The sequence below is a fragment of the Granulicella sibirica genome (assembly GCF_004115155.1).
GTDB classification, from domain to species: Bacteria; Acidobacteriota; Terriglobia; order Terriglobales; family Acidobacteriaceae; genus Edaphobacter; species Edaphobacter sibiricus.
The window spans coordinates 860,222-884,262 of record NZ_RDSM01000002.1 but is presented as its reverse complement, the minus strand read 5'-3'; the positions used below and the strand labels follow the sequence as shown (position 1 = coordinate 884,262).

The following is a 24,041-nucleotide window of genomic DNA, read 5'->3' as shown; positions in this document are numbered from 1 at the left end:
GATGCCCTTTCCTGCTCAGCCAGTTCCCTTTGCTCCTCGCCAGGCGACGAACTTCTTCTCCGGACAAGGAGCGTTCTTCCTGGTCGATCCGGCGCGTCTCGAGGAGATCGCTCCGAATGCCGGAGGAACCGATCTGCTCAAGGCGCTGACGACGACTCGACTTGGGCCGACGCTCTACGAGGCTGGTGTTGTCGTGCCGGCGCTTGGCGTCGAGCCTGGTTTCTACACGGTCGATGTGCGCTCGACGGTGACTGAGGATTCTCCGCTTCCGCTCACTCACATCGTCTACTCGACCGGCTTCGTACTCGGTACAGAGACGGGCGAGCTGATGCTTTGCAACACCGATCGCCTGCAGCAGTGGAATCCGGGTGCGATTCCATCGACGCGCGTGGCGCTTCCGATCACCGGTTTCGAACGAACCATCCAGATCAGTCCTGGCTGGTATGCCGTTACGGTGGTCGTTGGACTCCGCGATGTCGAGGTCGAGACCTTCGAGCAGCCTTCGCAGGAACGCGATGACGAGTACAACTTCAACCAGGATCCGGATCAGGCTCAGACTCCTCGAGCGCGCAGGCAACAGAGTGACCGTTCCACCAGGAAGGCTGAGCCGACCGAGCAATGGGTCTGCTCGTTTCTGCTCGATCCGGAGCCTGTGAAGCCCACGTTCGCCGCCGATTTAAAGAAGACGCTCAGCGTGACCGGCTCATAATTGCCGCGCCCTGAGCGAGGATACCCCCCCTCCCCACTGCCCGCGTCTAAGTCTTTTATTTGCAAAGAGATACGGCGCGACACTCTTTGCAAATATCAGAACCTAAAAGACTTAGCCGCAAATATTAGTCAATAAACGACTTACTGGCGATCCACCGTCTCCCCTCCGACGATGCCGCTCGCGTTTTTCTACTCTTACTTCCATGATACAGGGCTCACCATAACTTAAAGGACACCGACTTTACGCTTTCGTTTCAAGTACTTCCGTGGTTTTGGGGCTTGACAAGTTTTTCCACAATTCTGAAAACTTGTCCTAAGGGGGAGTGATCTTGACCTGTTGCGCCCGGCAGGACCGGATAGACTCGCATGCGATGGGCTGCAGCGTCTTCGACATGCAGATCTCGATGGCGGTGAGGCGGTTATTGCCGCAACTGAGCGCAATGCTTTCGGGCGGGAACGACGGGTTCGCCCTGATAAAGGCTCCGATGATGTCGGCGGGGGGAAGCATGGCTTCGGAGTCCAGGCGCGCAAGTTCTGACGGGATGGTGACCTCTTGGAATGCTTTACGGGCCATGCCAAAGTAGGCGTCAGGTGGTTGACCGGAACATGTTCCATGGGTCTGCCACTCGTGCTGAACGAGGCTGTCCACGGGCATGAAGTCGTGGTAGGCTCCGGGGTTCGATGGGCCGGGAGCATCGCCGCAGTGCTCGGGGTAGGTGCCATCGTTGTTCTGGGGCCAGAGGCCATGGACGATGAAGCCGAGGTGCGAGCCGCACTCCGGACTCCGCGGGTGGGTGGCGCAGAACTCGGGAGACCAGGAGAGGTTGAGGAGATAGAAGTCAAAGGCGCCGGGAGTATTCCCGGCTGACGGGCTAGATCTACGGGTTCGGCCGCCGCGATCGTCTCGGCCTTCTCGACCTTCTCGATCTTCCCAGCGCCCTCGGTCTTCCGGACGATCGAGTTCCGCGTGATCCTTACGGCCGCCGTCACGACGCCTCTCGTCAGGACGTGTCTCCGTGCGTGGGCGCTCCTCGCCGAACCCGGTCGGTGGGCGGTCCGGCGGCGCTCCGGATCTGCATCCAGACAGACCTGCCAGTACTGCGACCAACATGGCTCTTGCGGGGGGACGAATCTTCATGCGGCTCTCCTGCTTCCACCACTCAGATGCGCGAGGAGGAGAGAGCCGCACCAGAATCATGAGTCTTCGCCGATGGGTGGACGTCTAAGTGAGCTGATTCCTTTTCCGGAAACGGGTATCTAATAGATGTGACGAGGGGAGGACACGCGATGACCAAAACATTTACATGGAACGAGGCGCAGACGCTGCTTCCAGTTCTCGAGTCGTTGTTGAAGCGCGCCCAGACCTCGGCGGAGACGGCGTCCGAGCTTGAATCCGAGATGCAGGCCCTTAGCCACCAGATCTTCCTCTCCGGGGGCATGCGGGTGGATATCGCGTCGGCCGCGCGGCGGCGGGCGGATCGCGATGCCGCGGTGCAGGAGACGCGCGATACGCTGGCCGAGATCGACTCGATCGGGGTGCAGGTCGCGGACCTTGAAGAGGGTCTGCTTGCGTTTCCCTGCAAGCTTGAAGGGTCGGTGGTTCTGCTGAGTTGGCAGCTTGGGGAGCCGACGATCACGTCGTGGCATGGCGAGGACGAGAGCTTCACCGAGCGTAAGCCAGTCGACTCACGCTTTGGCCGCATCGAGCGGGAGCGGCTCAACTAAGGCTCCGGGCGGGATCCTGACTGGGTTCCACACTAAAAACCGGGCAATGTTTTGGAACGTTTTGCAGCCCCCGTCGTTTACCATAGAGTGATGCAGGGAGATGCCGCCAGATCGTTTCGAGACCTATGCGAGGAGCATGGGATCGCGGTTACGCATCAGCGCCAGGTGCTTTACGAAGTGATGCGCGCGATGAGTGGACATCCGAGCCCGGAAGAGATCTACGCCGGGGTCCGGCAGCGCATTCCCACCATATCGCTTGCTACCGTCTATAAGAATATTCACCTCTTTGTCGAGAGCGGCGTGCTGCGCGAGGTAAGCCTGCACCATGGCACCGTGCGCGTGGAGATGACTGGTCACGAGCATCATCACGTTGTTTGCTCGAAGTGCAAGTCGATCTCGGATATCGATGAGAGTGAGCTTGGCCTGATTCCGAAGCAGGATCGGCTCCCTGGCGGGTTCCTGGTAGAGCGGTACGCGGTGGATGTCATCGGGCTTTGCGCGAATTGCCAGCAGAGCTGACCGCTATCCGCGTCCTCTCCTTGACTGCCAACGTCTACCTTGCTGGTGCGATTTCTCCCGGTGAGGCGTCCAATAGCAGACGGCAGCCCGAAGGGGGCCTTCCATTACCGGCCTCCCGTTACCAACGGCGACGCGAACGAGGAGCTTGATGCGGATTGGTTTACGGGTGTTTTCTGTCGTGGCGTTGATGATTGCGCCTTTTGGGATCAGCGGATGCGGCAATTTCTTCGTCCCTCCTACCTCCACGAGCGGCGGAGGCAGCGGCACGACGACGACGAGCTTTGCCTATGTCGCCAATGCGACGACGAGCACCATTTCAGGCTTTGCCCTGGCCTCCGGATCGCTCGTCGGCGTAACCAACTCTCCGTACTCTCTGCCGATTCCGCCAACGTCGCTTGTCGTTACCCCTGCGAATAGCTTCCTTTATGTGGGAAGCCTTGGGGCTCTCTATGGGTACTCGATCGCGACGGACGGCTCTCTGACCGCTTTGAGCAGCGGGGCGGCTCTGGCCGCGGTTGGGGCGGTGTCGCTTGACGTCTCCCCGGACGGGAACTGGCTTTTCGCGCTCGACTCGAACGGCGTAACTGTCGATGAGTTCGGGATCAACACCTCGACCGGTGCGTTGACTCCGGAGAACGGCGCGAACTTCGCGGTTACGGGTTCCGGTGCGACCTCACCGCGCATGATCAAGGTGGCCCCAAGCGGTACGCTCGTCTTCGCTGCGATGGGCACAGGAGGCGAAGCTGTTTTCACGTTCAACACGACGACGGGCGCGTTAGTCCTGAGCCAGACGCTCGATGGCTCCACCGTTACGAGCGACAACGCGATTACGGTCGACTCCACTTCGACGCACCTCTATATCGCCCGCAGCGGGACAGGGACGGGGATCGCCGTGTACACGATCGGGACGGCGGGAGCGCTGAACTCTATTTCCGGCTCGCCTTTCGCGGCTGGGGCGGGACCCTATTCGGTCGTGATCAACTCCGCCGGAACCTATCTCTATTCCGCCAACCGGACGGACGGTACGATCTCGGGCTACGCGATCGGGACGACCGGAGCGTTGACGGCGCTTGGAACCTCGCCCTACGCGAGTGGATCGCTGGTGACGGCGCTTGGGCGGGATTCGCTCGGCAAATACATCGTGGCGGCGTCGCTCGGCGGCTCTCCGGACCTGACGATGTATAGCTTCGACGCAACGAGCCTCGGGATGCTTGACTCGGTCAGCACGGCAGCGACGGGAACGGACCCGACCGGGGCGACGGCCATTGCGATGAGCCACTAGGGATCCGGGCATCGTCACCCCGCTCGCCAACAGAACACGCAGAATCTTCGCGGCTGCGCTTCCACAGCACGGATAATAGAAGGGATTACGCCGCATCGGCTCCGATGGAGTCCACTCGGCCTTCCCACGATCAGCCCTGCATCGAAGGAGCAACACCCTCAGTATGCCTCGAGTTTCGTTTGACCCGTTCGGCCCCCGTGGAACGTCCACCCTGACATCCACGGCCGATGTCTCCCGCCCATTGCGGCGCGTTCGCTCATCCCTGATTCTCTTGTTTTTCTGCATTCTGATCAGCTCGGGATGCAGCCGGATGCGTCCGAAACTGTCCAGCCAGTATGTCTTCGTGACGGCAAAGCAGGGTCTGCTCCGAGACCGCATCGCGGCGGTTTCGAACCGGACGGGGACGGTGACGAACGGGGACAAGCTCGAGGTGCTCGAGCGTGGGCGGCGCTTCATCAAGGTGAAGACCGAGAAGGGCGAGATCGGCTGGATCGATGAGAAGTCCGTTGCGACGCAGGAGACGTTCGACGCGTTCGATAAACTCGCCAAGGATCACGCGGAGGACCCGGCGGTCGCCTCGGGCGTGGTGCGGGATGAGGTCTACATGCACCTCAAGCCGGGGCGCGAGACGGAACGGTTCTACCGGCTGGCCGAAGGGGACAAGCTGAAGCTGATTGCGCGCGCGACGCTTCCGAAAGCCTTGCCCCCGGGGGTGCTGGCGACACGAAGTGCGACGCCTTCTACCGCGGCGGGTGTCGCGGCTTCCGGGGCGAAGAGCGGGAAGGCAGCCTCCGCGGTTGTACCTCCACCGGTTCTGCTGCCGCTGATGGAGGACTGGTGGCTGGTACGCGACGCGCAGAATCGGACCGGCTGGGTCTACAGCCGCATGATGGACGTCGACGCTCCCGACTCGCTGACGCGCTACGCGGAGGGTCAGCGGTTCGTGGGAGCCTATGTGCTGACGACCGTCAACGATCCCGAGGCTCCGCAGGATGACAAGAATATTCCCGTGTTTCTGACGGTGTTGAGCCCCTATAAGGCAGGACTCGCGTACGACTTCGACCAGGTGCGACTATTCACCTGGAATGTCAAAAAACATCGCTATGAGACGGGATTCCGCGAGAAAAACGTTGAAGGCTATCTTCCAGTTGTGATCGGCAAGATGAAGGATCCAAACGGGAAGGCAGTTGTCGCACAGGAGGAACTGCCGAGCTTCACGTACAAGGTGCTGGCGGCGGATTCGCCTGTGCCAACACCCGATCCTGTGACGGGTATTGTGTCTCCGGGCAAGGTGATCACCAAGACGTATCGGCTCGAGGGGAACACCGTGCATCGGATCCTCGCGCCTGGTGAGACGGCTCCAGACGAGGCTCATCCGGAGCCTCCGCCGGAGAAGGATAAGAAGGGCAAGAAGAAGAAGCGCTAGCCCCCGTAGAAGGCCGCGATGGCTTCGACGACAGTATCCTGCTCGTCGTGGCGAAGCTCGGGGTAGATGGGCAGGGCAAGGACCTCGGCAGCGGCTTTCTCGGATTCGGGAAAGTCGCCGGGCCGGTAGCCCAGGCTCTTGAGGCTGGTTTGCAGGTGGAGTGGAAGCGGGTAGTAGATCTCGCTTCCGATCTTTTGCTGGGCAAGGAAGGCCCGGAGATCGTCGCGTCGCGGGGCCCGGATGACGTACTGGTGGAAGACGTGGGATCCGCGGGGGTCGACGAACGGGAGGACGATGCCCAGCTCCGGCAGGCGGGCGGCCTGGAAGAGGGTGTCGTAACGGGCGGCGAGTTGCTGCCGCTTCAGGTTCCCTTCGGGGAGATATTTGAGCTTGACCTGCAGGACGGCGGCCTGGAGGGTGTCGAGGCGGGAGTTCCAGCCGATCTCGTCGTGGTAGTAACGACGACGCATGCCGTGGGCGCGGAGACTTCGGACGCGATCGTCGATCTGCGGGGAGGTGGTGGTGACTAGGCCGGCGTCGCCCATCGCGGCGAGGTTTTTCGTGGGGTAGAACGAGAAGGCAGCGGCGTCGCCGAGGGCTCCGGCCGGCATGCCGCGCCAGCTTGCTCCAAAGGCCTGGGCGGCGTCTTCGATCAGACAGATTCCAAACGTCTTGCGCATGGCGGAGAACTCATCCCAGTCGGCGCACTGGCCGTAGAGGTGAACCGGCATGACTCCGCGAATGACATTGCCTCCCGAGCCTTCGAGAAGGGCCGTCACTGCGGCGGGGTCTAGGTTGAAGCTCTGGGGGTCGATGTCGGCGAGGACTGGCTTCGCGCCGCAGCGAAGGATCGAGCTTACCGTGGCGAAGAAGCTGAATGGCGTGGTGATGACGGAGTCGCCGGGGCCGATGCCGGCCGCAGCAAGGGCGAGCCAGAGAGCGTCCGTGCCACTGGCGCATCCGATGGCATACGGGGCGCGGCAGGCGGCGGTGACGGCTCTCTCGAACCCGTCGACTTCGGGGCCGAGGATGAAGCGTTGCGAGTCGCAGACAGCTTCCAGGGCGGCCATCACTTCCTCGCGGATGACCTTGAACTGGCGGCTGAAGTCCAACATAGGAACGGGCTGAAAACGGCCCGGAGAGGCAGGGATGGATGGATCAGTAGTCACTGAAATGATGGTACATGCACGGTTACCTCAATGAAGTTGTGGAACAAGGCCCGGATTCATATACGATGACTTTCGGTAAACAGATTGCACGAACGGGGCGTCCATCCATGTAACTGCTTGATATATGCGGTGGATACTCGTATTGTTGTTTGGCTCGGATAGATTAAGAAGTATCCCGGCACATCCGGCATGGTGAAACAAGCTAAACGTGGCAGGCAGGGCGTATTCCGGTCCGCCGAGCGGAAGTTTTACCGATTGAACGACTGACGTAAGGAGTTGCAGCCCATGGATTCAAAGCCGGCACAGAACATCCAGGACACGTTCTTGAACACGGTCCGCAAAGACAAGAGTCCCATCACCATTTACCTGGTCAGTGGCGTGAAATTGACGGGAAAGATCCGTTCGTTCGACAAGTACTCGGTCCTGCTCGAGAACAACAGCCAGGAGCAGTTGATCTTCAAGCATGCCATCTCGACGGTCGTCAGCGGTCGCTCGGGGGCTCATGGCGAGGCCAAGTCGGACGTGCGCCACAGCTCGTCGTCCTCCGCTCATTCCAGCACGTCGTCCCATGACAGCCAGGTGCCTGTGGGTTCCGACCACTGAAACCTTCGTCTTTTTTAAAGAGTAAGAGCGTTTGAAATCCAAGAAGGCTTCGCCCGAAGCCAGCCCTGACGAACAACCAACGCGCAAGACCCGCGGAAAACCGGCGCGCCGAAGTCTCGTAGAAGCAAGCGAGGCGCAGGCCGCCGCAATTGCCGCGCGCGAAGCACGTTCTCTCACCGATAAAACGCAGACGGAGCTGGCCGTCCTGGTCGTGGTGGAGTTTACGGCTGACCAGCGCAAACGGAAGCTGACGACGGCGGCGCGGCTTGCGCGTGGCGCCGCCGCAATTATGGCGGGCGAAGAAGCTCCGAGCGATGAAGACTCGCGCGACCTCGACTTCGACGCAAGCCGTGCGGAGTTCGAAGAGCTTGCGCGCTCCGCGGGGGCGATGATTTCCGCCACCATTGTTCAGCGCCGCGCGAGGCCGGATCCGCGTTCGCTGGTGGGTGAAGGAAAGCTGGAGGAGATCGTCGGCGTGGTCGCCTCCACGAACGCCAGCCTTGTCCTTTTCGACCACGACCTGACGCCGTCGCAGCTCAGAAATATTGAAGCGCGGCTGCCGGTCCACGTCATCGACCGATCACAGCTGATTCTCGACATCTTCGCGCGCCACGCTCGAACCCGCGAGGGCCAACTCCAGGTCGAGCTTGCCCAGCTTGAGTATCAGCTTCCCCGCCTGTCCGGACGAGGCCGTGCCATGAGCCAGCTTGGCGGCGGTATCGGGACGAGGGGACCGGGCGAAACGCAGCTCGAGACCGATCGCCGGAAGATCAACCTGCGCATCGACCACATCAAGGATCAGCTCGACGCGGTCCGGCGCATCCGCCGCCAGCAACGCTCACGTCGAGAGGCTGTTCCGGTTCCGGTGGTCGCGCTGGTCGGGTACACCAATGCCGGAAAGAGCACGCTGTTCAATGCGATGACCGAGGCCGGGGTTCTTGAGTCCGCCAGGATGTTCGCAACGCTCGACCCCAAGCTCAGGCAGCTTCAGCTACCGTCCCGGCGCAAGATCCTGCTATCGGACACGGTCGGCTTCATCCGTAATCTCCCTCACACACTGGTGACCAGCTTCCGCGCGACGCTTGAAGAGGTCGAACGAGCCGAGGTCCTCCTCCACGTTCAGGACGCCTCGAGCCCGATGGTCGAGGAACAGAAGCTCCAGGTGGAGAAAGTGCTCGCCGAGCTCTCCGTGAAGGATAAGCCGGTCGTCCAGGTGCTGAATAAGATCGATCTCGTTCCTGAACGCGAGCGAGAGACGCTGATCTACACGAGAGGAGCTGTGCCGGTCTCCGGCCTCAAACATCTCGGTCTCGACGCCCTGCTGAAGGCGATCGACGATGCACTGGTGGTCGATCCGCTGATTGAAGGCAGCTTCCGGCTTCCGCAATCCGAGGGATCGGTGCTGGCGTCGCTTGAGGCGGGAGCGATCGTCGAAGAAAAGCGCTTCGAAGGGAACCTCATCTTCTTTCGGGCCCGCGGTCCTGCTTCCCTGCTCAACCGTTTTCGAAGATTCCGGGAACGGACGGCCTGAAGGTGTTCCGGGAAACGCATTCCGGACCGGTCCCGGGAAGTGTTTGGTGGGAAAAGAGATACGGATTCGTTTATCGCACAATCCGTCCGATCATCGACGTAAAGAGGTTTGACACCCTCAGTCTGCCTTTGCTAAAAATGGAAGGTACTCACCGCCCTACCTTGTCGATCCCATCCCCCGATGCTATGTTCTACGCACGCTGTCGGGCGGATCGGTCCGGTTCGGTCCGCGGGACTCACCAAACGGAAGCTCTGACCACACACGACGACCGGCTACCCTAAAAATGGATCTAATTCTGAATCAACTCGGTGATCTTGTGCTCGGTTCCATACCGACCATGATCTTCTTCATTCTCCTGGTCGTTCTTTACGGCTTCCTTGTGCGCCGTCCTCTCGACCGTACCCTGGCGGAACGCCGCGCCCGTACGAGCGGAGCGATCGAGCAAGCCAAGGGAGCGATTTCGGCTGCCGAAGCCGAGACCGCTGTGTACGAAGACAAGCTACGGGCCGCAAAGTCCGAGATCTTCGCTGCGCGCGACGCAAAGCTGAAGCAGTGGACGGCTGAGCGCGATGCTGCCCTGGATCAGGCTCGGACCGCGACGCAGCAGCGTGTCGCCGCAGCCAAACAGGAGATCGAGCAGACCGCCGCAACCGCCCGCCAGCAGATCGAAGGCCTCAGCGCCGCGCTCAGCGAACAGATTATGCGTGCCGTTCTTCCCGCCGGCATCTCTTCGGAGGTGCAACAGTGAAGATCCTCTCGATCAAGCGCCTCCTTCAGGCTTCCCTTGTAGCGTTTGTGCTTACGGGCTTTGCCGGAACAGTGCCTGCCGCGCGTGCCCAGGATGCTCCGCAGACCACAACCGCTGCCCAGTCCAGCACTCCTGCGGCAACCGTACCCGAGAAGAAGAAGGAAGAGGAAGATGAGACTGCCGTGTATCGCAAGTCCGCTTCGGTCCAGGCGTTCGGACGGGCTCTTGGTCTGAATGCGGATCAGGCTGCGACTGCTTTCACCTGGCTGAACTTTCTTATCCTCGCCGGCCTTGTTCTCTGGTTTCTCGTCCGCACGCTTCCCAAGACCTTCCGCGACCGCAACACGACGATCCAGAAGCAACTTGTCGACGCGCGTACCGCAACCGAAGAGGCGAGCATCCGGCTTAACAGCGTCGAAGCGCGCCTGAGCAAGCTCGACGAACAGATCGCCGGTTTGAAGGACCAGGCGGAGAAGGATTCGGCGCTCGACGAGAAGCGCATCAAGGCTTCAGTGGAAGACGAGAAGGCAAAGATCCTCGCCGCTGCCGAGCAGGAGATCGCCACGGCGACCACTCATGCGCAGCGCTCCATCCAGCAGTATGCGGCTGAGCTTGCCATCGAGCAGGCCGCGCGGAAGCTTTCCATCTCGGCTGAGACGGACCGCCTTCTTGTACAGAACTTCGCGCGCAAGCTTGGCGGCGACGAATCGAAGGAAGGTCAGAACTAATGTCGGTCGTCACCCTTCGCTATGCCCATGCCTTTGGCGATGTCGCCCTGGCAGCCAACCTGGACCCCTCGACTACGCAGCAGCAGCTCAAGGACTTCGCCGACACCTACTCCGGCAGCGCTGAACTTCGCGAGTTCCTGATGAATCCGTCGATCGATGTGGCCGACCGGCTTCGCATCGTGGACAAGATCACGGACCGCATCGGCGTCTACCCGCAGGTTCGGAACTTCCTCAAGGTCATCACGACGCATGAGCGGCTGAACGAGCTGAACGAGATTCTCGCGGAGTACAGCAGCGTGGTCGATGTCGAGACGAAGGTTTCCGAGGCCGACGTCACGACCGCCCGCCCGCTGAACGATGCTGACCGCGCCGACCTCGAAGCACGCATCGCGACCCTCGCCGGTGGCAGCGTCCGCACGACGTATCATGAAGATTCGGCTTTGCTTGGCGGAGCTGTCGTCCGCATCGGCTCTACCGTTTACGATGGTTCTGTCCGGGCGCAATTACAGCAGTTGAAGCAGAGGCTGATCAACGCCTGACCGCTTCCCTCCCCGAAGCCACCACCACTTTCTACTAAAGATTCACGGAAAATCGAGTAAAAGAGAAGATATGGCACAGATCAAGGCAGATGAGATAACCGAACTGCTTCGCCAGCAGATCGAGAGCTACGAACAGAAGATCCAGGTGGACGAGGTCGGGACCATCATCACGCTAGGCGACGGTATCGCTCGCATCCACGGCCTCGATAAGGTCATGGCGGGCGAACTGATTGACTTCCCTCACGGTGTGGCGGGTCTCGCCATGAACCTTGATGAAGACCAGGTCGGCGCTGTGCTGCTCGGCGACTACACCGAGCTCTCGGAAGGCGACCAGGTGAAGCGCACCGGCAAGATCATGTCCGTGCCGGTCGGCGATGCCATGATTGGCCGCGTTGTGAACGCGCTCGGCCAGCCGATCGACGATAAGGGACCAATCAATACCACCGAGTTCCTTCCCGTCGAGCGTCTCGCTCCGGGCGTTATCGATCGCCAGTCCGTGCGTGAGCCGATGGCGACCGGCATCAAGGCCATCGACACCATGATCCCGATCGGGCGTGGCCAGCGCGAGCTCATCATCGGCGATCGCCAGACCGGCAAGACCGCCATCGTGCTCGACACGATCATCAACTCGGCCAAGAACAACCTCATCTGCATCTACTGCGCCGTCGGCCAGAAGCGTTCGTCGGTCGCGCAGGTTGTGCAGACGCTCGAAGAGCATGGCGCGATGGCTTACACGATCATCGTGGCCGCGACCGCCTCCGAGCCGGCTCCGATGCAGTACCTTGCACCCTTCGCGGCGACCGCCATCGGCGAGTACTTCCGCGATAACGGCAAGCACGCGCTCGTGATCTACGACGATCTTTCGAAGCACGCCGCCAGCTATCGTGAGATCTCGCTGCTGCTTCGCCGTCCCCCAGGGCGTGAGGCGTACCCCGGCGACGTGTTCTATCTCCACTCGCGTCTGCTCGAGCGCTCGTCGAAGCTCTCGGATAAGCTCGGCGGCGGATCGCTCACCGCGCTCCCGATCATCGAGACCCAGGCTGGCGACGTTTCGGCGTACATTCCTACCAATGTGATTTCGATCACGGACGGGCAGATCTTCCTCGAGACCGATCTGTTCAACTCGGGCGTTCGTCCGGCTGTGAACGTTGGTCTGTCGGTCTCGCGTGTCGGATTCGCCGCGGCCTATAAGGCGACCAAGCAGGTCGGTGCGACGCTGAAGCTTGATCTCGCGCAGTACCGCGAGCTTGCCGCCTTCTCGCAGTTCGGTTCCGACCTCGACAAGGTGACGCTGAACCAGCTCAACCGTGGTCAGCGCCTGACCGAGCTTCTGAAGCAGCCACAGTTTCAGCCGTTGCCGGCTGAAAAGCAGGTGGCGATCCTCTTCGCCGGTGTCAACGGCCTTCTCGACGACGTTGAGGTCAAGGATCTCCGCGCCTTTGAGGATGGGTTCTACCCGTGGCTCGAGTCCGCGCAACCGGCGATCCTGACCGACATTGCGACCAAGAAGGCTCTCGACGACGATCTCCGCAAGCGCCTTACGGATGCTGTTAAGGAGTTCAAGGGGAACTTCCTCGCCGGTCTCAAGGACAAGGAAAAGGCTCCAGCAGTGGCGGGCGCGAAGTAAACCATGGCAAACGTCCTCGATCTACGGCGCCGCATCCGCAGTGTGAAGAACACGCGGCAGATCACCAAGGCCATGAAGATGGTCTCGGCGGCCAAGCTGCGCCGCGCACAGGAACGCGCCCTCGCTGCCCGTCCCTACTCGCAGATGCTGACGAACGTGCTCGAATCGCTCGTTCGGCGCACTGACCTCTATAACGGCGAGACTGGCGAGATCGTCCACCCGCTCCTCGTCGAGCGCGAAGAGAAGAATGTTCTGCTCATCGTGATCGCGGGAGACAAGGGCTTCGCCGGCGGCTTCAACTCGAACATCGGGAAGGCCGCTCAGCGTTTTCTGACCGATCGCAGTGCAAAGGGCCAGAATATCGACGTCGAGCCCGTCGGGAAGAAGGCGATCGGCTTCTACAAGAAGCGCTTCCCTGCCGCCAACTACGAGAAGACAGAAGAGCACTACGACAACGATCTCTCGACGCATTACGAGACGATCCGCCATCGTGGCGCGCAGATCGAAGTTGCGGTCGAGCATTCGGACCTGCTGCTGAAGACCGAGTTCGAGGCTGTCGGCAAGATGGCCAACGACATCATCGCGCGGTACGAGCGTGCCGAGATTGACGCTGTGTATCTTGTGTACAACGAGTTCAAGTCGGTGATTCAGCAGCGCGTGGTCACCGAAAAGCTGCTTCCTATCCGCAAGCTCGGTACCCAGAACATCGAATCGGCCGACGAGATGACCGAGGAAGAGCGCGACGAGGCTGCCAAGGCGGCCGAATCCGAGGGGATCAGCGTCTTCGCCCCCGACCAAGCGGAGATCGACGAAGAGGCGAAGAAGTTCGGCACGCAGGATGTCGATTACATCTTCGACACGCCTCCCGAAGAACTCTTCAAGCACCTCATGCCCCGCTACGTGGCGACGCAGATCTTCCATGCGCTGCTTGAGAGCGTGGCTGCCGAACATGCAGCCCGCATGACCGCAACTGACGCCGCCACCAAGAACGCCGGCGACCTCATCGACTCGCTCTCGCTGACCATGAACCGTGTCCGTCAGGCAGCGATCACCAAGGAAATCATCGAGATCGTGAGCGGCGCCGCCGCTCTCTAACCGGACCGCTCCATGAAGGTTCGTGACATCATCAAGTTGATCGAGCAGGACGGCTGGTATCACGTACGAACGACGGGTAGTCACCGTCACTTTTACCATCCGACGAAAACCGGTACCGTCACCATTCCCGGGCAGTTGGGAAAGGACATCCCGGAAGGCACGAAGAACAGTGTGTTGAAGCAGGCGAAACTAAAATGACGGAACCTCTCAAATACGCGGTGGTGTTCGAACGGTCCGAAGACGGATACGGCGCGTTCGTTCCCGATCTTCCCGGCTGCATCACGGTCGGCGATACCCTTGCGGAGACCGAGAGCAATATCCGCGAGGCCATTGCCGGACACCTCATCGCCATGAAGGAACACGGCGAGACGATACCCCGGCCCACCACCCTGGCCGAATACATTGAAGTCCCAATCGCAATGGGGCAGTAACCGAAAGAGACTATGGCAGAGAACATCGGCAAGGTAATTTCGATCAGTGGCCCGGCCATTGACGTTCAGTTCGAAGAATCGCATATGCCGCCCATCTATCAGGCGCTGCGTATCACAAGCGAAGGCTTCGATGTCCCCACCCCGCTCGACGTGGTCGTCGAAGTTCAACAGCACCTTGGTGAAGGCCGCGTTCGCTGTATCGCCATGGTCGCGACCGAAGGCATGGTTCGCGGGATGAAGGCGGCCGACACCGGCGCGGGCATCACGGTCCCAGTGGGCCGCGAGACGCTTGGCCGCGTGCTCAACGTTCTCGGCCAGCCCGTCGATGAGCTCGGCCCGGTCAATGCGAAGAAGCACATGCCGATTCACCGGCAGGCTCCCGCATTTGACGAGCAGAGCACCTCGGAAGAGATGTTCGAGACCGGCATCAAGGTCATCGATCTCATCCAGCCATTCCTTAAGGGCGGCAAGATCGGCCTGTTCGGCGGCGCCGGCGTCGGCAAGACCGTCGTCATCCAGGAGCTCATCAACAACGTCGCCCAGCAGCACGGCGGGTTCTCAGTCTTCGCCGGAGTCGGCGAGCGCACCCGCGAGGGCAACGATCTCTGGCACGAGTTCCAGGAGTCGGGCGTTATCGATATCAACGACTTCACCAAGAGCAAAGCAGCCCTGATTTATGGGCAGATGACCGAGCCTCCAGGGGCCCGTCTCCGCGTCGCGCTCACCGGTCTCACCGTTGCGGAGCACTTCCGCGACGAAGAAGGCGCGGACACACTGCTCTTCATCGACAACATCTTCCGCTTCACCCAGGCCGGTTCCGAGGTCTCCACCCTCCTCGGCCGTATGCCCTCCGCCGTAGGCTACCAGCCCAATCTCGCCACCGAGATGGGTGAGCTGCAGGAGCGCATCACGTCCACCAAGAAGGGTTCCATCACCTCGGTGCAGGCCGTCTACGTCCCCGCCGACGATCTTACGGATCCCGCCCCGGCGACGACCTTCGCTCACCTCGACGCGACCACCGTGCTCTCGCGGCCGCTCTCAGAGCTCGGCATCTATCCGGCCGTCGATCCCCTCGCCTCCACCTCGCGCATTCTGTCTCCGCGCGTCGTCGGCCAGGAGCACTACGACGTGGCGCAGGGCGTCAAGCGAATCCTCCAGCGATACAAGGATCTGCAGGACATCATCGCGATCCTCGGTATCGACGAGCTCTCGGAAGAGGACAAGATCACGGTTGCGCGCGCCCGTAAGGTTCAGCGCTTCTTGTCGCAGCCCTTCCACGTCGCGGAAATCTTCACCGGCATCCCCGGCGCGTACGTTAAGGTCGAGGACACGGTTCGCGCCTTCAAGGAAGTCATTGAAGGCAAGCACGACGACATTCCGGAGCAGGCCTTCTACCTGAAGGGCGGCATCGAAGATGTCCTCGCGGCAGCCGAGAAGATGAAGCAGACGGCATAACTCATGGCTGACACTCCTTCCAACACGAGTACGGCGGGCCAGCTTCAGGTCCGCCTCGTCACCCCCGATCGCATCCTCGTCGATACGACGGCGGATGCCGTCGAACTTCCCGCGAGCGCAGGCTACCTCGAAGCCCTTTACGGGGCCGCTCCTCTCCTGGCCGAACTCGGCGCGGGTGAGGTTCGTCTCCACGGAGGCAACTCCGGCGAGCAGAAGTTCTTCGTCGCCTGGGGATTCGTCGAGGTGCTCCCAGAGCGCGTCACTATCCTTGCCGAGACCGCCATCGTGCCCTCGGAGATCGATAAGGCGGAAGCCCAGCAGGAGATCAACGACGGCCAGAAGATGTGGGCCGAAGCGGGCGATAACGGCGAGGTCTACGACGAGGCCAATGCCATCACGCGCCGCGGCGAAGAGAAACTCGCCTCTGCCGAAGGCCGCAGCCTCTAACCTGATCGAAATGCTTCCTCAGAACGGCGACCCCAAGCGGGTCGCCGTTTTCATTGCACAAAAGCCATAAGCCCGCTGTCCCTCCTGCCAGCTTTCCTCCCGAGCATCCAAGCCCTCAGGAGAATCGGATGCCTTACATCACCACCAAAGATAACGTCGAAATTTTCTTTCGCGACCTCGGAACCGGCAAGCCCGTGGTCCTGATCCACGGCTGGCCGCTTACGGGCGACTCCTGGGACAAGACAGCAAACTTCCTCGCAGAGAATGGCCTCCGCGTCATCACCTACGATCGGCGCGGCTTCGGCCGCTCTGGCCAGCCGTGGCAGGGCTACGACTACAACACCTTCGCCGGGGACCTCAACGCCCTGATCGAGACCCTCGACCTCCGTGGCACGACCCTAGTTGGGTTCTCGATGGGCGGCGGCGAAGTGGCTCGCTATCTCAGCCGATACGGTTCCAGTCGTGTCTCGGGCGCGGTCCTCGTATCCGCAGTCACCCCCTACCTCTACAAGACCGACGATAACCCTGATGGAGTAGACCCCAAGGTCTTCGAAGACATTGAACAGCAGATTCGCAAGGACCGTTTCGAGTTCTTCAAGGCCTTAGCCGGCAAGTTCTACGGACGCAGCACGCTGAGCCACACCGTATCGGCCGGCGTGCTCGAGGACTTCGAGGCGATGGCTCGCACCGGCACGACCCGTTCCATCCTCGCCGCCGCACACGCGTGGTCGAGCACCGACTTCCGAGAGGACCTCAAGGGTATTACTATCCCGGTCCGGGTCATTCATGGAACGAGCGACAGCACCGTCCCCATTGATGCCGCGGGACGCCGGGCTGCAAAGCTGCTGCCCAATGCAACCCTCACCGAGTACGACGGTGAACCTCACGGACTCACTGTAACCGCCGCCGACCGGCTCAATGCCGAACTCCTTCAGTTCATCGGAGGGTCACCGGAACCCATTACGAATCCGCATCTTGCATAAAATCCCGCCAAAGAGAAGAGGCGGCGAGCCCAAGGCCCGTCGCCTCTTTCTTTTCTCGATCCGTACTACCTGGCTTTCGCTGCCTTCGCTGCCTTGGCAGGTGCAGCCGGAGCGGGAGCCGCCTCAACCGCCGCCTCCTGCTGTTGCCGCAAAGCATGGAGCACTACCCGAAGCATCTCTTCCTCCGGTGCAGCCTTCCCCGTCCATATCTCGAACTGTCGCGCCCCCTGCTGGACAAACATCTCGACCCCTGTGATGAATGGGATGTTCTGCTGCCGGGCCATGCGGATCAACGGCGTCTCGATCGGGTTGTAGACGAGGTCGAATACCAACTTCGTGTGCATCTCCTTCGCTTCGAAGAGCGGCGCTCCCTTATTCCCCGCCATCCCGACCGGCGTGGCATTGATCACGACATCGAACTGCGTCTTCGCAAGCAACTCACGCTTGAACACCTTCGCTCCCGCCTGCTTGGCGAGCTTGGTCGCGGTCTCCGGCGTGCGGTTGAGGATGTGGACCTCGGCTCCCTTGTCCTTCAGGCCGAATACCGCCGCGCGGGCCGATCCGCCTGCGCCAAGCACGAGGATCTTCGCCCCACGGAGGGCCATCCGCTTCTCAAGAGGGGCTGTGATCCCAGCGACGTCCGTATTGAAGCCGTACAGCTTGCCATCCTGAGCGCGTAGCACGGTGTTGCATGCGCCGATCTTGGCCGAGAGCGGATCCGTCTTCTCGAGAAGAGGCATGATGTCCTGTTTGAAGGGCATCGTCACGCTCAGGCCCTGAAGCGGAATCTCACCGACAAGCTTGATCAGGTCCTTTAGGTCGGTCGTCTGGAGCGCCAGATAGACGGCGTTCACCGTCTCGCGGCGCATCGCCGTATTCAGCATGATCGGCGAAAGCGAATGCTTCACCGGGTTCCCGACGACACCGTAGACCTTGGTCGCCGCATCCACCTCGTTGATCCGATAGGTCTCGATCAGTGTGCGAGCCGCGATCTGTCCTGGCGCGGTCTCCTCACCCAGGGTTGCGGCAGCGAACGTGAAGGCGCTTCCCGCACGGACGGCGAGGACACGTGAGATCACTCCCGCGTCACCCATACAGATGCCGATGAGGTTGCTCTCGTCGATCCGCTCGAGAAAGCGCATGAGCGTGACATTGTCGGTGAGCGCCTTCGCTGTCGGAACGATCTTCACGAACTCCGGATCGAACTTCTGGATGCGCGCGTAGACCTTATCGAGGTCACCGGTCGCCTTGAAGTCGTGGAAGCTCACGATAAGGGCCGTGCCGGTGTCGCGAAGCTTTTGCAACTCCGCCGGCTTGGCCTGCTCGGCCGACTCCAGTTCCAAGTCGATCATGTGGAAGCCTGCCGAGGTCGCCTTCACGAGGACATCAATCTCGGCAGCGAGGTTCCCGGCGAACTTTCCGCCATTGGCATCGCGGCGGCAGGTCCCGATCGCGGTGACCTCGGTATGCTCACTGAGAAACTGCTTCAGTTTGGGAAGCCCTGTGAGCGGCTTCTCGAGGTAATCCAGACGAAACTCGAGGAACGGCGTCTCTTTGACGACCGCGTTCGCCTTCTCGATCATCTCGGCAGGCGTGGAGCCGACGATGGCTACACAGACTTTGCCGATGCGGGAACGCAAAAATTGGGATATTTGACTAGGCACATTCAATCTCAGGAACTACGAAAAGTCGCGTAACTTACAAGGCCGCCTTACTCGGATGCATGCTGTGCGCAAAAGACTACAGTATCTTCGCTCCGCCAGCATTTGCCGAGGTCCATCCTACGCCGAACACAACCTTCATCTGACGTGGAATTTGAAGAAACGTTATGCTATCCCCACTCTTTTCGTCTACCCATAAACACGCGTTGTTTGCCGATCGCACCTTAGAATTGTGGCAGCGGCCTCTATGCATTCCAAAGAACAGCTTTTCGCGGAGTCTGGTTCCCTGTTGGCCCATCCGCCTGACCTTCTGCGGGCTCCATCGTTCTCGGCGGTCTCGTGGCTTCGACACAGCTTCAGCGGGCGTCAGGGCGGGGGCACGACCGTCTATGGCAGGGCTGAGGACCTCAACCTCGGCTTCACCAAAGAGGATGATCGGGCGATCGTCTCCGCGAACCGGCTGCGCCTTATCGCTGCCACCGCGGACGATGAGGCCGGCATTTCCTGGGCATTCGCGCACAGCCGCCAGATTCATTCAGACACGATCCTCACCCTGCGGGCTGGATCGCTCGACCCGGCCGAACCAGCCGATGGCCTCTTGACCGATGTTCCCGGCGTCTTTCTTGCCATGCTGACGGCTGACTGCGTTCCTGTTCTGTTGGTCGATGTTCGCCTGAAAGCTGTCGGCGTTTTCCACGCCGGCTGGCGCGGAACCGTTGCGGGCATCGTCCGGAAAGGCGTTGCGAGGATGCAGGAGGAGTACGGATCGAACCCTGCCGACATCCTTGCAGCCGTTGGTCCATCCGTCGGACCATGCTGCTATGAAGTCGGGGAAGAGGTCAGAACCCGCTTTGACGAGAGCTTCGCTTACGCCGTCGACCTCTTCGACGGAGCGAACCTCAATCTGTGGGAGGCCAACCGCCAGCAGCTTCTCGCCGCCGGCGTTCCGGCAGCCAACATCACGGTTCTCGCGCAGTGCACCGCCTGCACGCATCACGAGGGGATCTCCCGGTTCTTCTCGCATCGGGCCGACAAGGGCGTAACGGGGCGCATGATGGCACTGATCGGCATCGTCCCCGACGCGCTACCCTCGGAAATTGAGTAACATAGCCCAATGTCCGAGGCCACTCCCCTCATTCACTGGATAGGCTTCCACGTCCTCCTGGTCTGCCTGCTCGGCATCGAGCTCATCTACTCGCGCACCTCCCGGGCCCCGGTCCACACGAAATCGATAGCGGCGACCAGCCTGTGGATCGGCGCCGCCCTCGCCTTCGCACTCTTCATTCACCACACCCTGGGCGGCCAGCGCACGTCGGAGTATCTTGCCGGCTACGCGCTCGAGGAAGCCCTCTCGATCGATAACCTTTTCGTCTTCCTCCTGCTCTTCCGGCTCTTTGACATCACCGAGCCACGCCAGCCTAAGGTCCTCTTCTGGGGTGTCTCCGGGGCGATCGTCATGCGCGGGCTCTTTATCGCCGGGGGCATCGGCCTGCTCGAGCGTTTCGCCTGGATCGAGTATCTCTTCGGCACCATCCTCCTCTTCGCCGCCGTTCGCCTCGTGCTGCCCGAGAAGGTGGAAGCCGCAAAGCGCCCACCGGCCTGGATCCGCTGGATCAACCGAATCCACCCGGTGAGCCTTCGTACCGACCGTTTCTTCACCACCGAGGAGGGGCACTTCCGGATCACGATGCTCTTCCTCTGCCTTATCGCCATTGAAGTGGCAGACGTCGTCTTCGCGCTCGACTCCATCCCTGCCGTCCTCTCGATTACGAGGCACCCATTTCTGGCCTACACGTCGAACATCATGGCCGTCATGGGCCTGCGCTCGCTCTACTTCCTGCTGATCGGGATGCTGGCGAAGCTGCGTTTCCTGCACCTCGGACTCGCCGCCGTGCTCGCCTTCGCGGCCATGAAGATGCTTCTTGCCAAGTGGGTCGAGCTCGGCCCGCTGACGTCACTCGGCGTGATTCTCACCTTGCTGATCCTCACGACGGCACTCTCTTTGCTCTTTCCTGCGATGCCCGTGGAGCCGGGGAACCAAGCCTGATTCGGCGCAAGAGGTAAATTCATCGACTGCCACTTCCCTTGATCCGTCTTCTCGTGCCAAACTAGGACCATACCAGTCCGAGATACGATCATGCCTAGCCGCGTTCTTCTGAAGTCTGCACGTCTCTTCCATCTCTATTCGGGTGTCTTTCTCGCCCCATCCCTTATCTTTTTCGCGATCACCGGTGGTCTTCAAACCTTCTCTTTTCACGAGACGACCAAAGGCAGCAGCTACAAGCCCCCGCAAATCCTCGTTGAACTCGGCCAACTGCACAAGAAACAGACGCTCGTCGTCCCGGTTCGCAAGGCGCCGCCCCAGGACGCAAAACCTGCCCCCGCCCCGGAGCCGAAGGCGGCCTTCGACCCGAGCATCCACGGCGACCACACGAACCAGCAAAAGCATGACCGCCTCGCTGCCCCTGATCAGCCGCCGACGGCCATGGCTCCCGCTCCAGCGCCTGTCGCTGCACCGGCTGCCCCCGCACCGGCTCCCACTCCGCAAAAAGTCCACAACCTCATCCCGATGAAGGTTTTCTTTGTCATCGTCGCCTTCGGCCTGCTCTTTTCGACGCTCACGGGCCTTTATATGTCCTACAAGTACACTCGCAGCAGGTTTACGGTGACGGTCGTTCTACTCGCCGGGGTTGTCGTTCCGTTGTTGCTTCTGCTGTTCTAGCCCGACATCACGCAAGGGTCGACCTGAGATAATAGTCATAACGTGCCCGTCATCAACGTCTCGACCCCTTCCGCCACCTACGACGTCACCATCGCCCCCGGACTCCTCCGCACGCTCTACCCCCGCATCCGCAAGCTCTCCGGCTCGAAGTCGCCGCGCCTCGTCGTCGTCACCTCCCCGAACATCTGGAAGCTCTGGTCGAAGCGCTTCCTCGCCAGCTTCCCCACTCCCCCCGAGGTCCTCTTCCTCCCCGCCGGAGAGCGCTTCAAGCGACTCCCCGCAGTCGAGCGCCTCGCCCAAGAACTCGCCGTAGCCGGAGCCGACCGCGACACCCTCCTCCTGGCCTTTGGTGGAGGCGTCATCGGCGACATCACCGGCTTCCTCGCCGCCATCTACATGCGCGGCATCCCCTACATCCAGATCCCCAGCACCCTCCTCGCCCAGGTCGACTCCTCCGTCGGCGGCAAGACCGGCGTGAACCTCGCCGCCGGAAAGAACCTCATCGGGAGCTTCCACCACCCGCTCGCCACCCTCGTCGACCCCGAACTCGTCCTCACCCTGCCGCCCGCCGAACTCCGCTCCGGCCTCCAGGAAGCCGTGAAGTCCGCCATCATCCGCGACCCCGCCCTCTTCCGCTTCCTCGAGCAGAACGCGAAGGCCATCCTCGCCCGCAAGCCCGACATCAAGGCCCTCACCCGCGTCGTCACCGCTTCCATCCGCGTCAAGGCCAACGTCGTCAACATCGACGAGCGCGAAAACGGTCTCCGCATGATCCTCAACTTCGGCCACACCATCGGCCACGCCATCGAAGCCGCCACCAACTACAAGCAGCTTCTCCACGGACAGGCCATCGGCTGGGGCCAGATCGCCGCCCTCCACGTAGCCCTGAATCGCGGCAGCATCACCCAAAAGCAGTTCGACCGCATGAGCACCCTGGTCCACCAGTACGGCCCTCTGCCGCCGTTCAAGGCCCAGGCCAGCCGCCTCGTCACCCTCACCGCATCCGACAAGAAGCGCCGCAGCGGACGCCGCGCCTTCGTCCTCCCCATCGCCATCGGCGCCACCGAGATCGTCTTCGACGTCACCGACGAGGAACTCCTCACCGCCACCCAGTCCATGCTCGCCACCATGCGCCAGCTCACGAAATCCTAGCCACGATGCCTCCCGAAACCATCTCGACACCCCACACCCAGGTCACCGGAGCCCGCCCCCAGGGCACGTCCGACGAACAGGCCGCCGCGCAGAACGTCCAGCGCATGTTCGACACCATCGCCCCGTCCTACGACCGCCTCAACCACATCCTCTCGATGGGCCTCGACCGGACATGGTGGTCCCGAGCCGCCAAAGTCTTCACGCCCGTCCTGGCCCGCCCTGAAGCCAACATCCTCGACCTCTGCTGCGGCACCGGCGACATGACATCCGCCCTCCTCGCCCTTCGCCCCGCGCAAGCGACCCCGGTAACCGGTCTGGACTTCTCCCACGAGATGCTCGACCGCGCCCGCATCAAGCACGCCGCCTCGAACGCCCTCTTCGTCCAGGCCGACGCCCTCCACCTCCCCTACCCCGACCAGACCTTCGACCTCATCACCTCGGCCTTCGGCTTCCGCAACCTCGCCAACTACGCCGAAGGCCTCGCCGAACTCCACCGCGTCCTCCGCCCCGGCGGCCAGATCGGCATCCTCGAGTGCAACCAGCCCGAGGGAATCGTGGGAGCCGGCTACTCCCTCTACTTCAAGAAAATCCTCCCCAAACTAGGCGGCCTCATCTCCGGAAACCCTGCCGCCTATGCCTACCTGCCCGCCTCGGTAGAACGCTTTCCCCGCCCCCTGCGCATGAAGCAACTCATCACCGAAGCCGGCTACATCAACGCTCAATGGACCGGCTACACCTTAGGCACCGCCGGCCTATACCAAGCCACGAAGCCCTAATCTCTTGTCTGCTGACGATAAGCCAACTTATCAGTACCCATCTCGGATCGGTGAGTGCATTGGCAAAGTGGCATTCCGCTTCTGCTGGTGGCTACACCGGCGGCGCACGATAGTAGCGGCTATGAAAATAAGAGTCGCCGCCCTAACTTCTGCGAACTGATTGTCAGCTAAAACGATCCTGATTCAGATTTTCTAGACGCTATTTCTGCGCCATGCTCCGACGGACTGGTTTTAGAAGACTCATTGCATGGGATCGTTGGCACCGTCCTGGTCGGATACGACGGCATCGCGACCGTCTCACTCATGGCTCTCCGAACGTGAAGTTCTGAGCCAGTCCCTTAGAAACCAAAAAGACTGCGGATTTCGGCTTGGTGGCGAAGTCCAAATCCGATCCAAACCAAGACCGGGATCATCAGAATTCCTGCCGAGACGGTCCATTTGTCCTTAACACGGACGTGGGCTGCGACCGCCCCACCCATCCAGGCCGTCGTCAGGATCACACCTAGAAATGCCGTCTGCGGAATGAGCGTCAGGATGCCCAGCGCGATGACGCTAACGCCAAAGTGAGTAACGAGGTGAGGGGGATATCCGATGTGCTCGATATTCTTTCTGGCTACGGGGGTCTTTCTGAGATTCAGTGAACCGCCCCCAAAGAACGGGATTACACCGACCACGCTGATGATCCAACCGACTGTTTCTCTCTTCATCTTCTAT

General features: G+C 61.2%; 26 protein-coding genes. 22 read left to right on the top strand and 4 right to left on the bottom strand.

All coding sequences use genetic code 11. From position 1 onward, the window contains the following. Position 1: 1 nt before the first annotated feature. Entirely contained in the window at positions 2 to 709 is a 708-nt protein-coding gene (locus tag GRAN_RS14595) for a hypothetical protein (protein WP_128913729.1), read from the top strand. 312 nt (positions 710 to 1,021) lie between these two features. On the opposite strand, the gene GRAN_RS14590 is transcribed toward GRAN_RS14595, so the two are convergent. Next, positions 1,022 to 1,846, bottom strand: a complete 825-nt coding sequence (locus tag GRAN_RS14590) for a ribonuclease T2 family protein (protein WP_161570983.1) — start codon at positions 1,844 to 1,846, stop codon at positions 1,022 to 1,024. A gap of 149 nt (positions 1,847 to 1,995) precedes the next feature. Between GRAN_RS14590 and GRAN_RS14585 the strand changes: the two genes are divergently transcribed. The 4 genes from GRAN_RS14585 (at position 1,996) to GRAN_RS14570 (ending at position 5,660) form a co-directional block, all read left to right on the top strand. Beyond that, on the top strand, positions 1,996 to 2,433 hold the full coding sequence (locus tag GRAN_RS14585) for a DUF2203 domain-containing protein (protein ID WP_128913727.1): 438 nt from the start codon (positions 1,996 to 1,998) through the stop codon (positions 2,431 to 2,433). A gap of 51 nt (positions 2,434 to 2,484) precedes the next feature. Next, complete coding sequence (locus tag GRAN_RS14580) at positions 2,485 to 2,952, top strand: Fur family transcriptional regulator (RefSeq protein ID WP_338323442.1); 468 nt, start codon at positions 2,485 to 2,487, stop codon at positions 2,950 to 2,952. A 148-nt stretch (positions 2,953 to 3,100) separates the two neighbouring features. Further along, positions 3,101 to 4,234 carry a lactonase family protein gene (locus GRAN_RS14575; RefSeq protein ID WP_128913726.1) on the top strand — a complete coding sequence of 378 codons (1,134 nt, stop codon included), beginning with the start codon at positions 3,101 to 3,103 and terminating at the stop codon, positions 4,232 to 4,234. 310 nt (positions 4,235 to 4,544) lie between these two features. Next, a complete protein-coding gene (locus GRAN_RS14570) occupies positions 4,545 to 5,660 on the top strand; it encodes an SH3 domain-containing protein (RefSeq protein ID WP_241654627.1) in 1,116 nt (371 codons plus the stop codon). On the opposite strand, the gene GRAN_RS14565 is transcribed toward GRAN_RS14570, so the two are convergent. After that, entirely contained in the window at positions 5,657 to 6,775 is a 1,119-nt protein-coding gene (locus GRAN_RS14565; protein ID WP_128913724.1) for a DegT/DnrJ/EryC1/StrS family aminotransferase, read from the bottom strand. The two genes, GRAN_RS14570 and GRAN_RS14565, sit on opposite strands and share 4 nt — an antisense overlap. A 339-nt stretch (positions 6,776 to 7,114) precedes the next feature. Between GRAN_RS14565 and hfq the strand changes: the two genes are divergently transcribed. The 12 genes from hfq (at position 7,115) to GRAN_RS14505 (ending at position 17,016) form a co-directional block, all read left to right on the top strand. Then, positions 7,115 to 7,432 (top strand): RNA chaperone Hfq, encoded by a 318-nt coding sequence (gene hfq, locus GRAN_RS14560; RefSeq protein WP_241654625.1) that lies wholly within the window; start codon positions 7,115 to 7,117, stop codon positions 7,430 to 7,432. A 31-nt stretch (positions 7,433 to 7,463) separates the two neighbouring features. Then, the gene (gene hflX / locus GRAN_RS14555; protein WP_128913723.1) at positions 7,464 to 8,963 is read left to right on the top strand and encodes a GTPase HflX; all 1,500 of its coding nucleotides are present in this window, start codon (positions 7,464 to 7,466) and stop codon (positions 8,961 to 8,963) included. A 283-nt stretch (positions 8,964 to 9,246) separates the two neighbouring features. After that, the gene (locus GRAN_RS14550; protein WP_128913722.1) at positions 9,247 to 9,711 is read left to right on the top strand and encodes a F0F1 ATP synthase subunit B family protein; all 465 of its coding nucleotides are present in this window, start codon (positions 9,247 to 9,249) and stop codon (positions 9,709 to 9,711) included. Continuing rightward, positions 9,708 to 10,439: a F0F1 ATP synthase subunit B family protein gene (locus GRAN_RS14545; protein ID WP_128913721.1), complete on the top strand. Its 732-nt coding sequence runs from the start codon at positions 9,708 to 9,710 to the stop codon at positions 10,437 to 10,439. Before GRAN_RS14550 ends, GRAN_RS14545 begins: the two co-directional genes overlap by 4 nt. Beyond that, positions 10,439 to 10,978: an ATP synthase F1 subunit delta gene (gene atpH / locus GRAN_RS14540; RefSeq protein WP_128913720.1), complete on the top strand. Its 540-nt coding sequence runs from the start codon at positions 10,439 to 10,441 to the stop codon at positions 10,976 to 10,978. Before GRAN_RS14545 ends, atpH begins: the two co-directional genes overlap by 1 nt. Positions 10,979 to 11,048: 70 nt before the next feature. Beyond that, entirely contained in the window at positions 11,049 to 12,605 is a 1,557-nt protein-coding gene (gene atpA, locus GRAN_RS14535) for a F0F1 ATP synthase subunit alpha (protein ID WP_128913719.1), read from the top strand. 3 nt (positions 12,606 to 12,608) lie between these two features. Further along, entirely contained in the window at positions 12,609 to 13,700 is a 1,092-nt protein-coding gene (locus GRAN_RS14530; RefSeq protein ID WP_128913718.1) for a F0F1 ATP synthase subunit gamma, read from the top strand. A 12-nt stretch (positions 13,701 to 13,712) separates the two neighbouring features. After that, positions 13,713 to 13,898 carry a type II toxin-antitoxin system HicA family toxin gene (locus GRAN_RS14525; protein WP_128913717.1) on the top strand — a complete coding sequence of 62 codons (186 nt, stop codon included), beginning with the start codon at positions 13,713 to 13,715 and terminating at the stop codon, positions 13,896 to 13,898. Next, complete coding sequence (locus GRAN_RS14520; protein WP_128913716.1) at positions 13,895 to 14,131, top strand: type II toxin-antitoxin system HicB family antitoxin; 237 nt, start codon at positions 13,895 to 13,897, stop codon at positions 14,129 to 14,131. Before GRAN_RS14525 ends, GRAN_RS14520 begins: the two co-directional genes overlap by 4 nt. A gap of 12 nt (positions 14,132 to 14,143) precedes the next feature. Next, a complete protein-coding gene (atpD, locus tag GRAN_RS14515; protein ID WP_128913715.1) occupies positions 14,144 to 15,586 on the top strand; it encodes a F0F1 ATP synthase subunit beta in 1,443 nt (480 codons plus the stop codon). A gap of 3 nt (positions 15,587 to 15,589) precedes the next feature. Next, positions 15,590 to 16,033, top strand: a complete 444-nt coding sequence (atpC, locus tag GRAN_RS14510) for an ATP synthase F1 subunit epsilon (protein WP_128913714.1) — start codon at positions 15,590 to 15,592, stop codon at positions 16,031 to 16,033. A gap of 128 nt (positions 16,034 to 16,161) precedes the next feature. Next, the gene (locus GRAN_RS14505) at positions 16,162 to 17,016 is read left to right on the top strand and encodes an alpha/beta fold hydrolase (protein ID WP_128913713.1); all 855 of its coding nucleotides are present in this window, start codon (positions 16,162 to 16,164) and stop codon (positions 17,014 to 17,016) included. A 65-nt stretch (positions 17,017 to 17,081) separates the two neighbouring features. Here the strand turns inward: GRAN_RS14505 and aroE are convergent, their stop codons facing one another. Beyond that, entirely contained in the window at positions 17,082 to 18,680 is a 1,599-nt protein-coding gene (gene aroE / locus GRAN_RS14500) for a shikimate dehydrogenase (RefSeq protein ID WP_192898019.1), read from the bottom strand. A 244-nt stretch (positions 18,681 to 18,924) separates the two neighbouring features. Here aroE and pgeF point away from each other — a divergent pair, with 244 nt between their 5' ends. The 5 genes from pgeF (at position 18,925) to ubiE (ending at position 23,327) form a co-directional block, all read left to right on the top strand. Further along, positions 18,925 to 19,782, top strand: a complete 858-nt coding sequence (gene pgeF, locus GRAN_RS14495; protein WP_128913711.1) for a peptidoglycan editing factor PgeF — start codon at positions 18,925 to 18,927, stop codon at positions 19,780 to 19,782. A gap of 9 nt (positions 19,783 to 19,791) precedes the next feature. Then, positions 19,792 to 20,724, top strand: coding sequence for a TerC/Alx family metal homeostasis membrane protein (locus GRAN_RS14490; protein WP_128913710.1), 933 nt, complete (start codon positions 19,792 to 19,794; stop codon positions 20,722 to 20,724). 90 nt (positions 20,725 to 20,814) lie between these two features. After that, entirely contained in the window at positions 20,815 to 21,399 is a 585-nt protein-coding gene (locus tag GRAN_RS14485) for a PepSY domain-containing protein (protein ID WP_128913709.1), read from the top strand. A gap of 42 nt (positions 21,400 to 21,441) precedes the next feature. Continuing rightward, complete coding sequence (gene aroB, locus GRAN_RS14480; protein WP_128913708.1) at positions 21,442 to 22,551, top strand: 3-dehydroquinate synthase; 1,110 nt, start codon at positions 21,442 to 21,444, stop codon at positions 22,549 to 22,551. Positions 22,552 to 22,556: 5 nt separating this feature from the next. Then, on the top strand, positions 22,557 to 23,327 hold the full coding sequence (ubiE, locus tag GRAN_RS14475; RefSeq protein WP_128913707.1) for a bifunctional demethylmenaquinone methyltransferase/2-methoxy-6-polyprenyl-1,4-benzoquinol methylase UbiE: 771 nt from the start codon (positions 22,557 to 22,559) through the stop codon (positions 23,325 to 23,327). Positions 23,328 to 23,665: 338 nt separating this feature from the next. Here ubiE and GRAN_RS14470 read toward each other — a convergent pair whose 3' ends face one another. Further along, entirely contained in the window at positions 23,666 to 24,034 is a 369-nt protein-coding gene (locus GRAN_RS14470) for a DoxX family protein (protein ID WP_128913706.1), read from the bottom strand. Between the last annotated feature and the right edge of the window lie 7 nt (positions 24,035 to 24,041).

Excerpts from the sequence above, each read along its gene's own strand:
- GRAN_RS14595 (WP_128913729.1), top strand. The coding sequence starts at position 2 with ATGCCCTTTCCTGCTCAGCCAGTTCCCTTTGCTCCTCGCCAGGCGACG.
- GRAN_RS14590 (WP_161570983.1), bottom strand. The coding sequence starts at position 1,846 with ATGAAGATTCGTCCCCCCGCAAGAGCCATGTTGGTCGCAGTACTGGCA.
- GRAN_RS14585 (WP_128913727.1), top strand. The coding sequence starts at position 1,996 with ATGACCAAAACATTTACATGGAACGAGGCGCAGACGCTGCTTCCAGTT.
- GRAN_RS14575 (WP_128913726.1), top strand. The coding sequence starts at position 3,101 with ATGCGGATTGGTTTACGGGTGTTTTCTGTCGTGGCGTTGATGATTGCG.
- GRAN_RS14570 (WP_241654627.1), top strand. The coding sequence starts at position 4,545 with ATGCGTCCGAAACTGTCCAGCCAGTATGTCTTCGTGACGGCAAAGCAG.
- GRAN_RS14565 (WP_128913724.1), bottom strand. The coding sequence starts at position 6,775 with ATGTTGGACTTCAGCCGCCAGTTCAAGGTCATCCGCGAGGAAGTGATG.
- hfq (WP_241654625.1), top strand. The coding sequence starts at position 7,115 with ATGGATTCAAAGCCGGCACAGAACATCCAGGACACGTTCTTGAACACG.
- GRAN_RS14550 (WP_128913722.1), top strand. The coding sequence starts at position 9,247 with ATGGATCTAATTCTGAATCAACTCGGTGATCTTGTGCTCGGTTCCATA.
- atpH (WP_128913720.1), top strand. The coding sequence starts at position 10,439 with ATGTCGGTCGTCACCCTTCGCTATGCCCATGCCTTTGGCGATGTCGCC.
- atpA (WP_128913719.1), top strand. The coding sequence starts at position 11,049 with ATGGCACAGATCAAGGCAGATGAGATAACCGAACTGCTTCGCCAGCAG.
- GRAN_RS14530 (WP_128913718.1), top strand. The coding sequence starts at position 12,609 with ATGGCAAACGTCCTCGATCTACGGCGCCGCATCCGCAGTGTGAAGAAC.
- GRAN_RS14525 (WP_128913717.1), top strand. The coding sequence starts at position 13,713 with ATGAAGGTTCGTGACATCATCAAGTTGATCGAGCAGGACGGCTGGTAT.
- GRAN_RS14520 (WP_128913716.1), top strand. The coding sequence starts at position 13,895 with ATGACGGAACCTCTCAAATACGCGGTGGTGTTCGAACGGTCCGAAGAC.
- atpD (WP_128913715.1), top strand. The coding sequence starts at position 14,144 with ATGGCAGAGAACATCGGCAAGGTAATTTCGATCAGTGGCCCGGCCATT.
- atpC (WP_128913714.1), top strand. The coding sequence starts at position 15,590 with ATGGCTGACACTCCTTCCAACACGAGTACGGCGGGCCAGCTTCAGGTC.
- GRAN_RS14505 (WP_128913713.1), top strand. The coding sequence starts at position 16,162 with ATGCCTTACATCACCACCAAAGATAACGTCGAAATTTTCTTTCGCGAC.
- pgeF (WP_128913711.1), top strand. The coding sequence starts at position 18,925 with ATGCATTCCAAAGAACAGCTTTTCGCGGAGTCTGGTTCCCTGTTGGCC.
- GRAN_RS14490 (WP_128913710.1), top strand. The coding sequence starts at position 19,792 with ATGTCCGAGGCCACTCCCCTCATTCACTGGATAGGCTTCCACGTCCTC.
- GRAN_RS14485 (WP_128913709.1), top strand. The coding sequence starts at position 20,815 with ATGCCTAGCCGCGTTCTTCTGAAGTCTGCACGTCTCTTCCATCTCTAT.
- ubiE (WP_128913707.1), top strand. The coding sequence starts at position 22,557 with ATGCCTCCCGAAACCATCTCGACACCCCACACCCAGGTCACCGGAGCC.
- GRAN_RS14470 (WP_128913706.1), bottom strand. The coding sequence starts at position 24,034 with ATGAAGAGAGAAACAGTCGGTTGGATCATCAGCGTGGTCGGTGTAATC.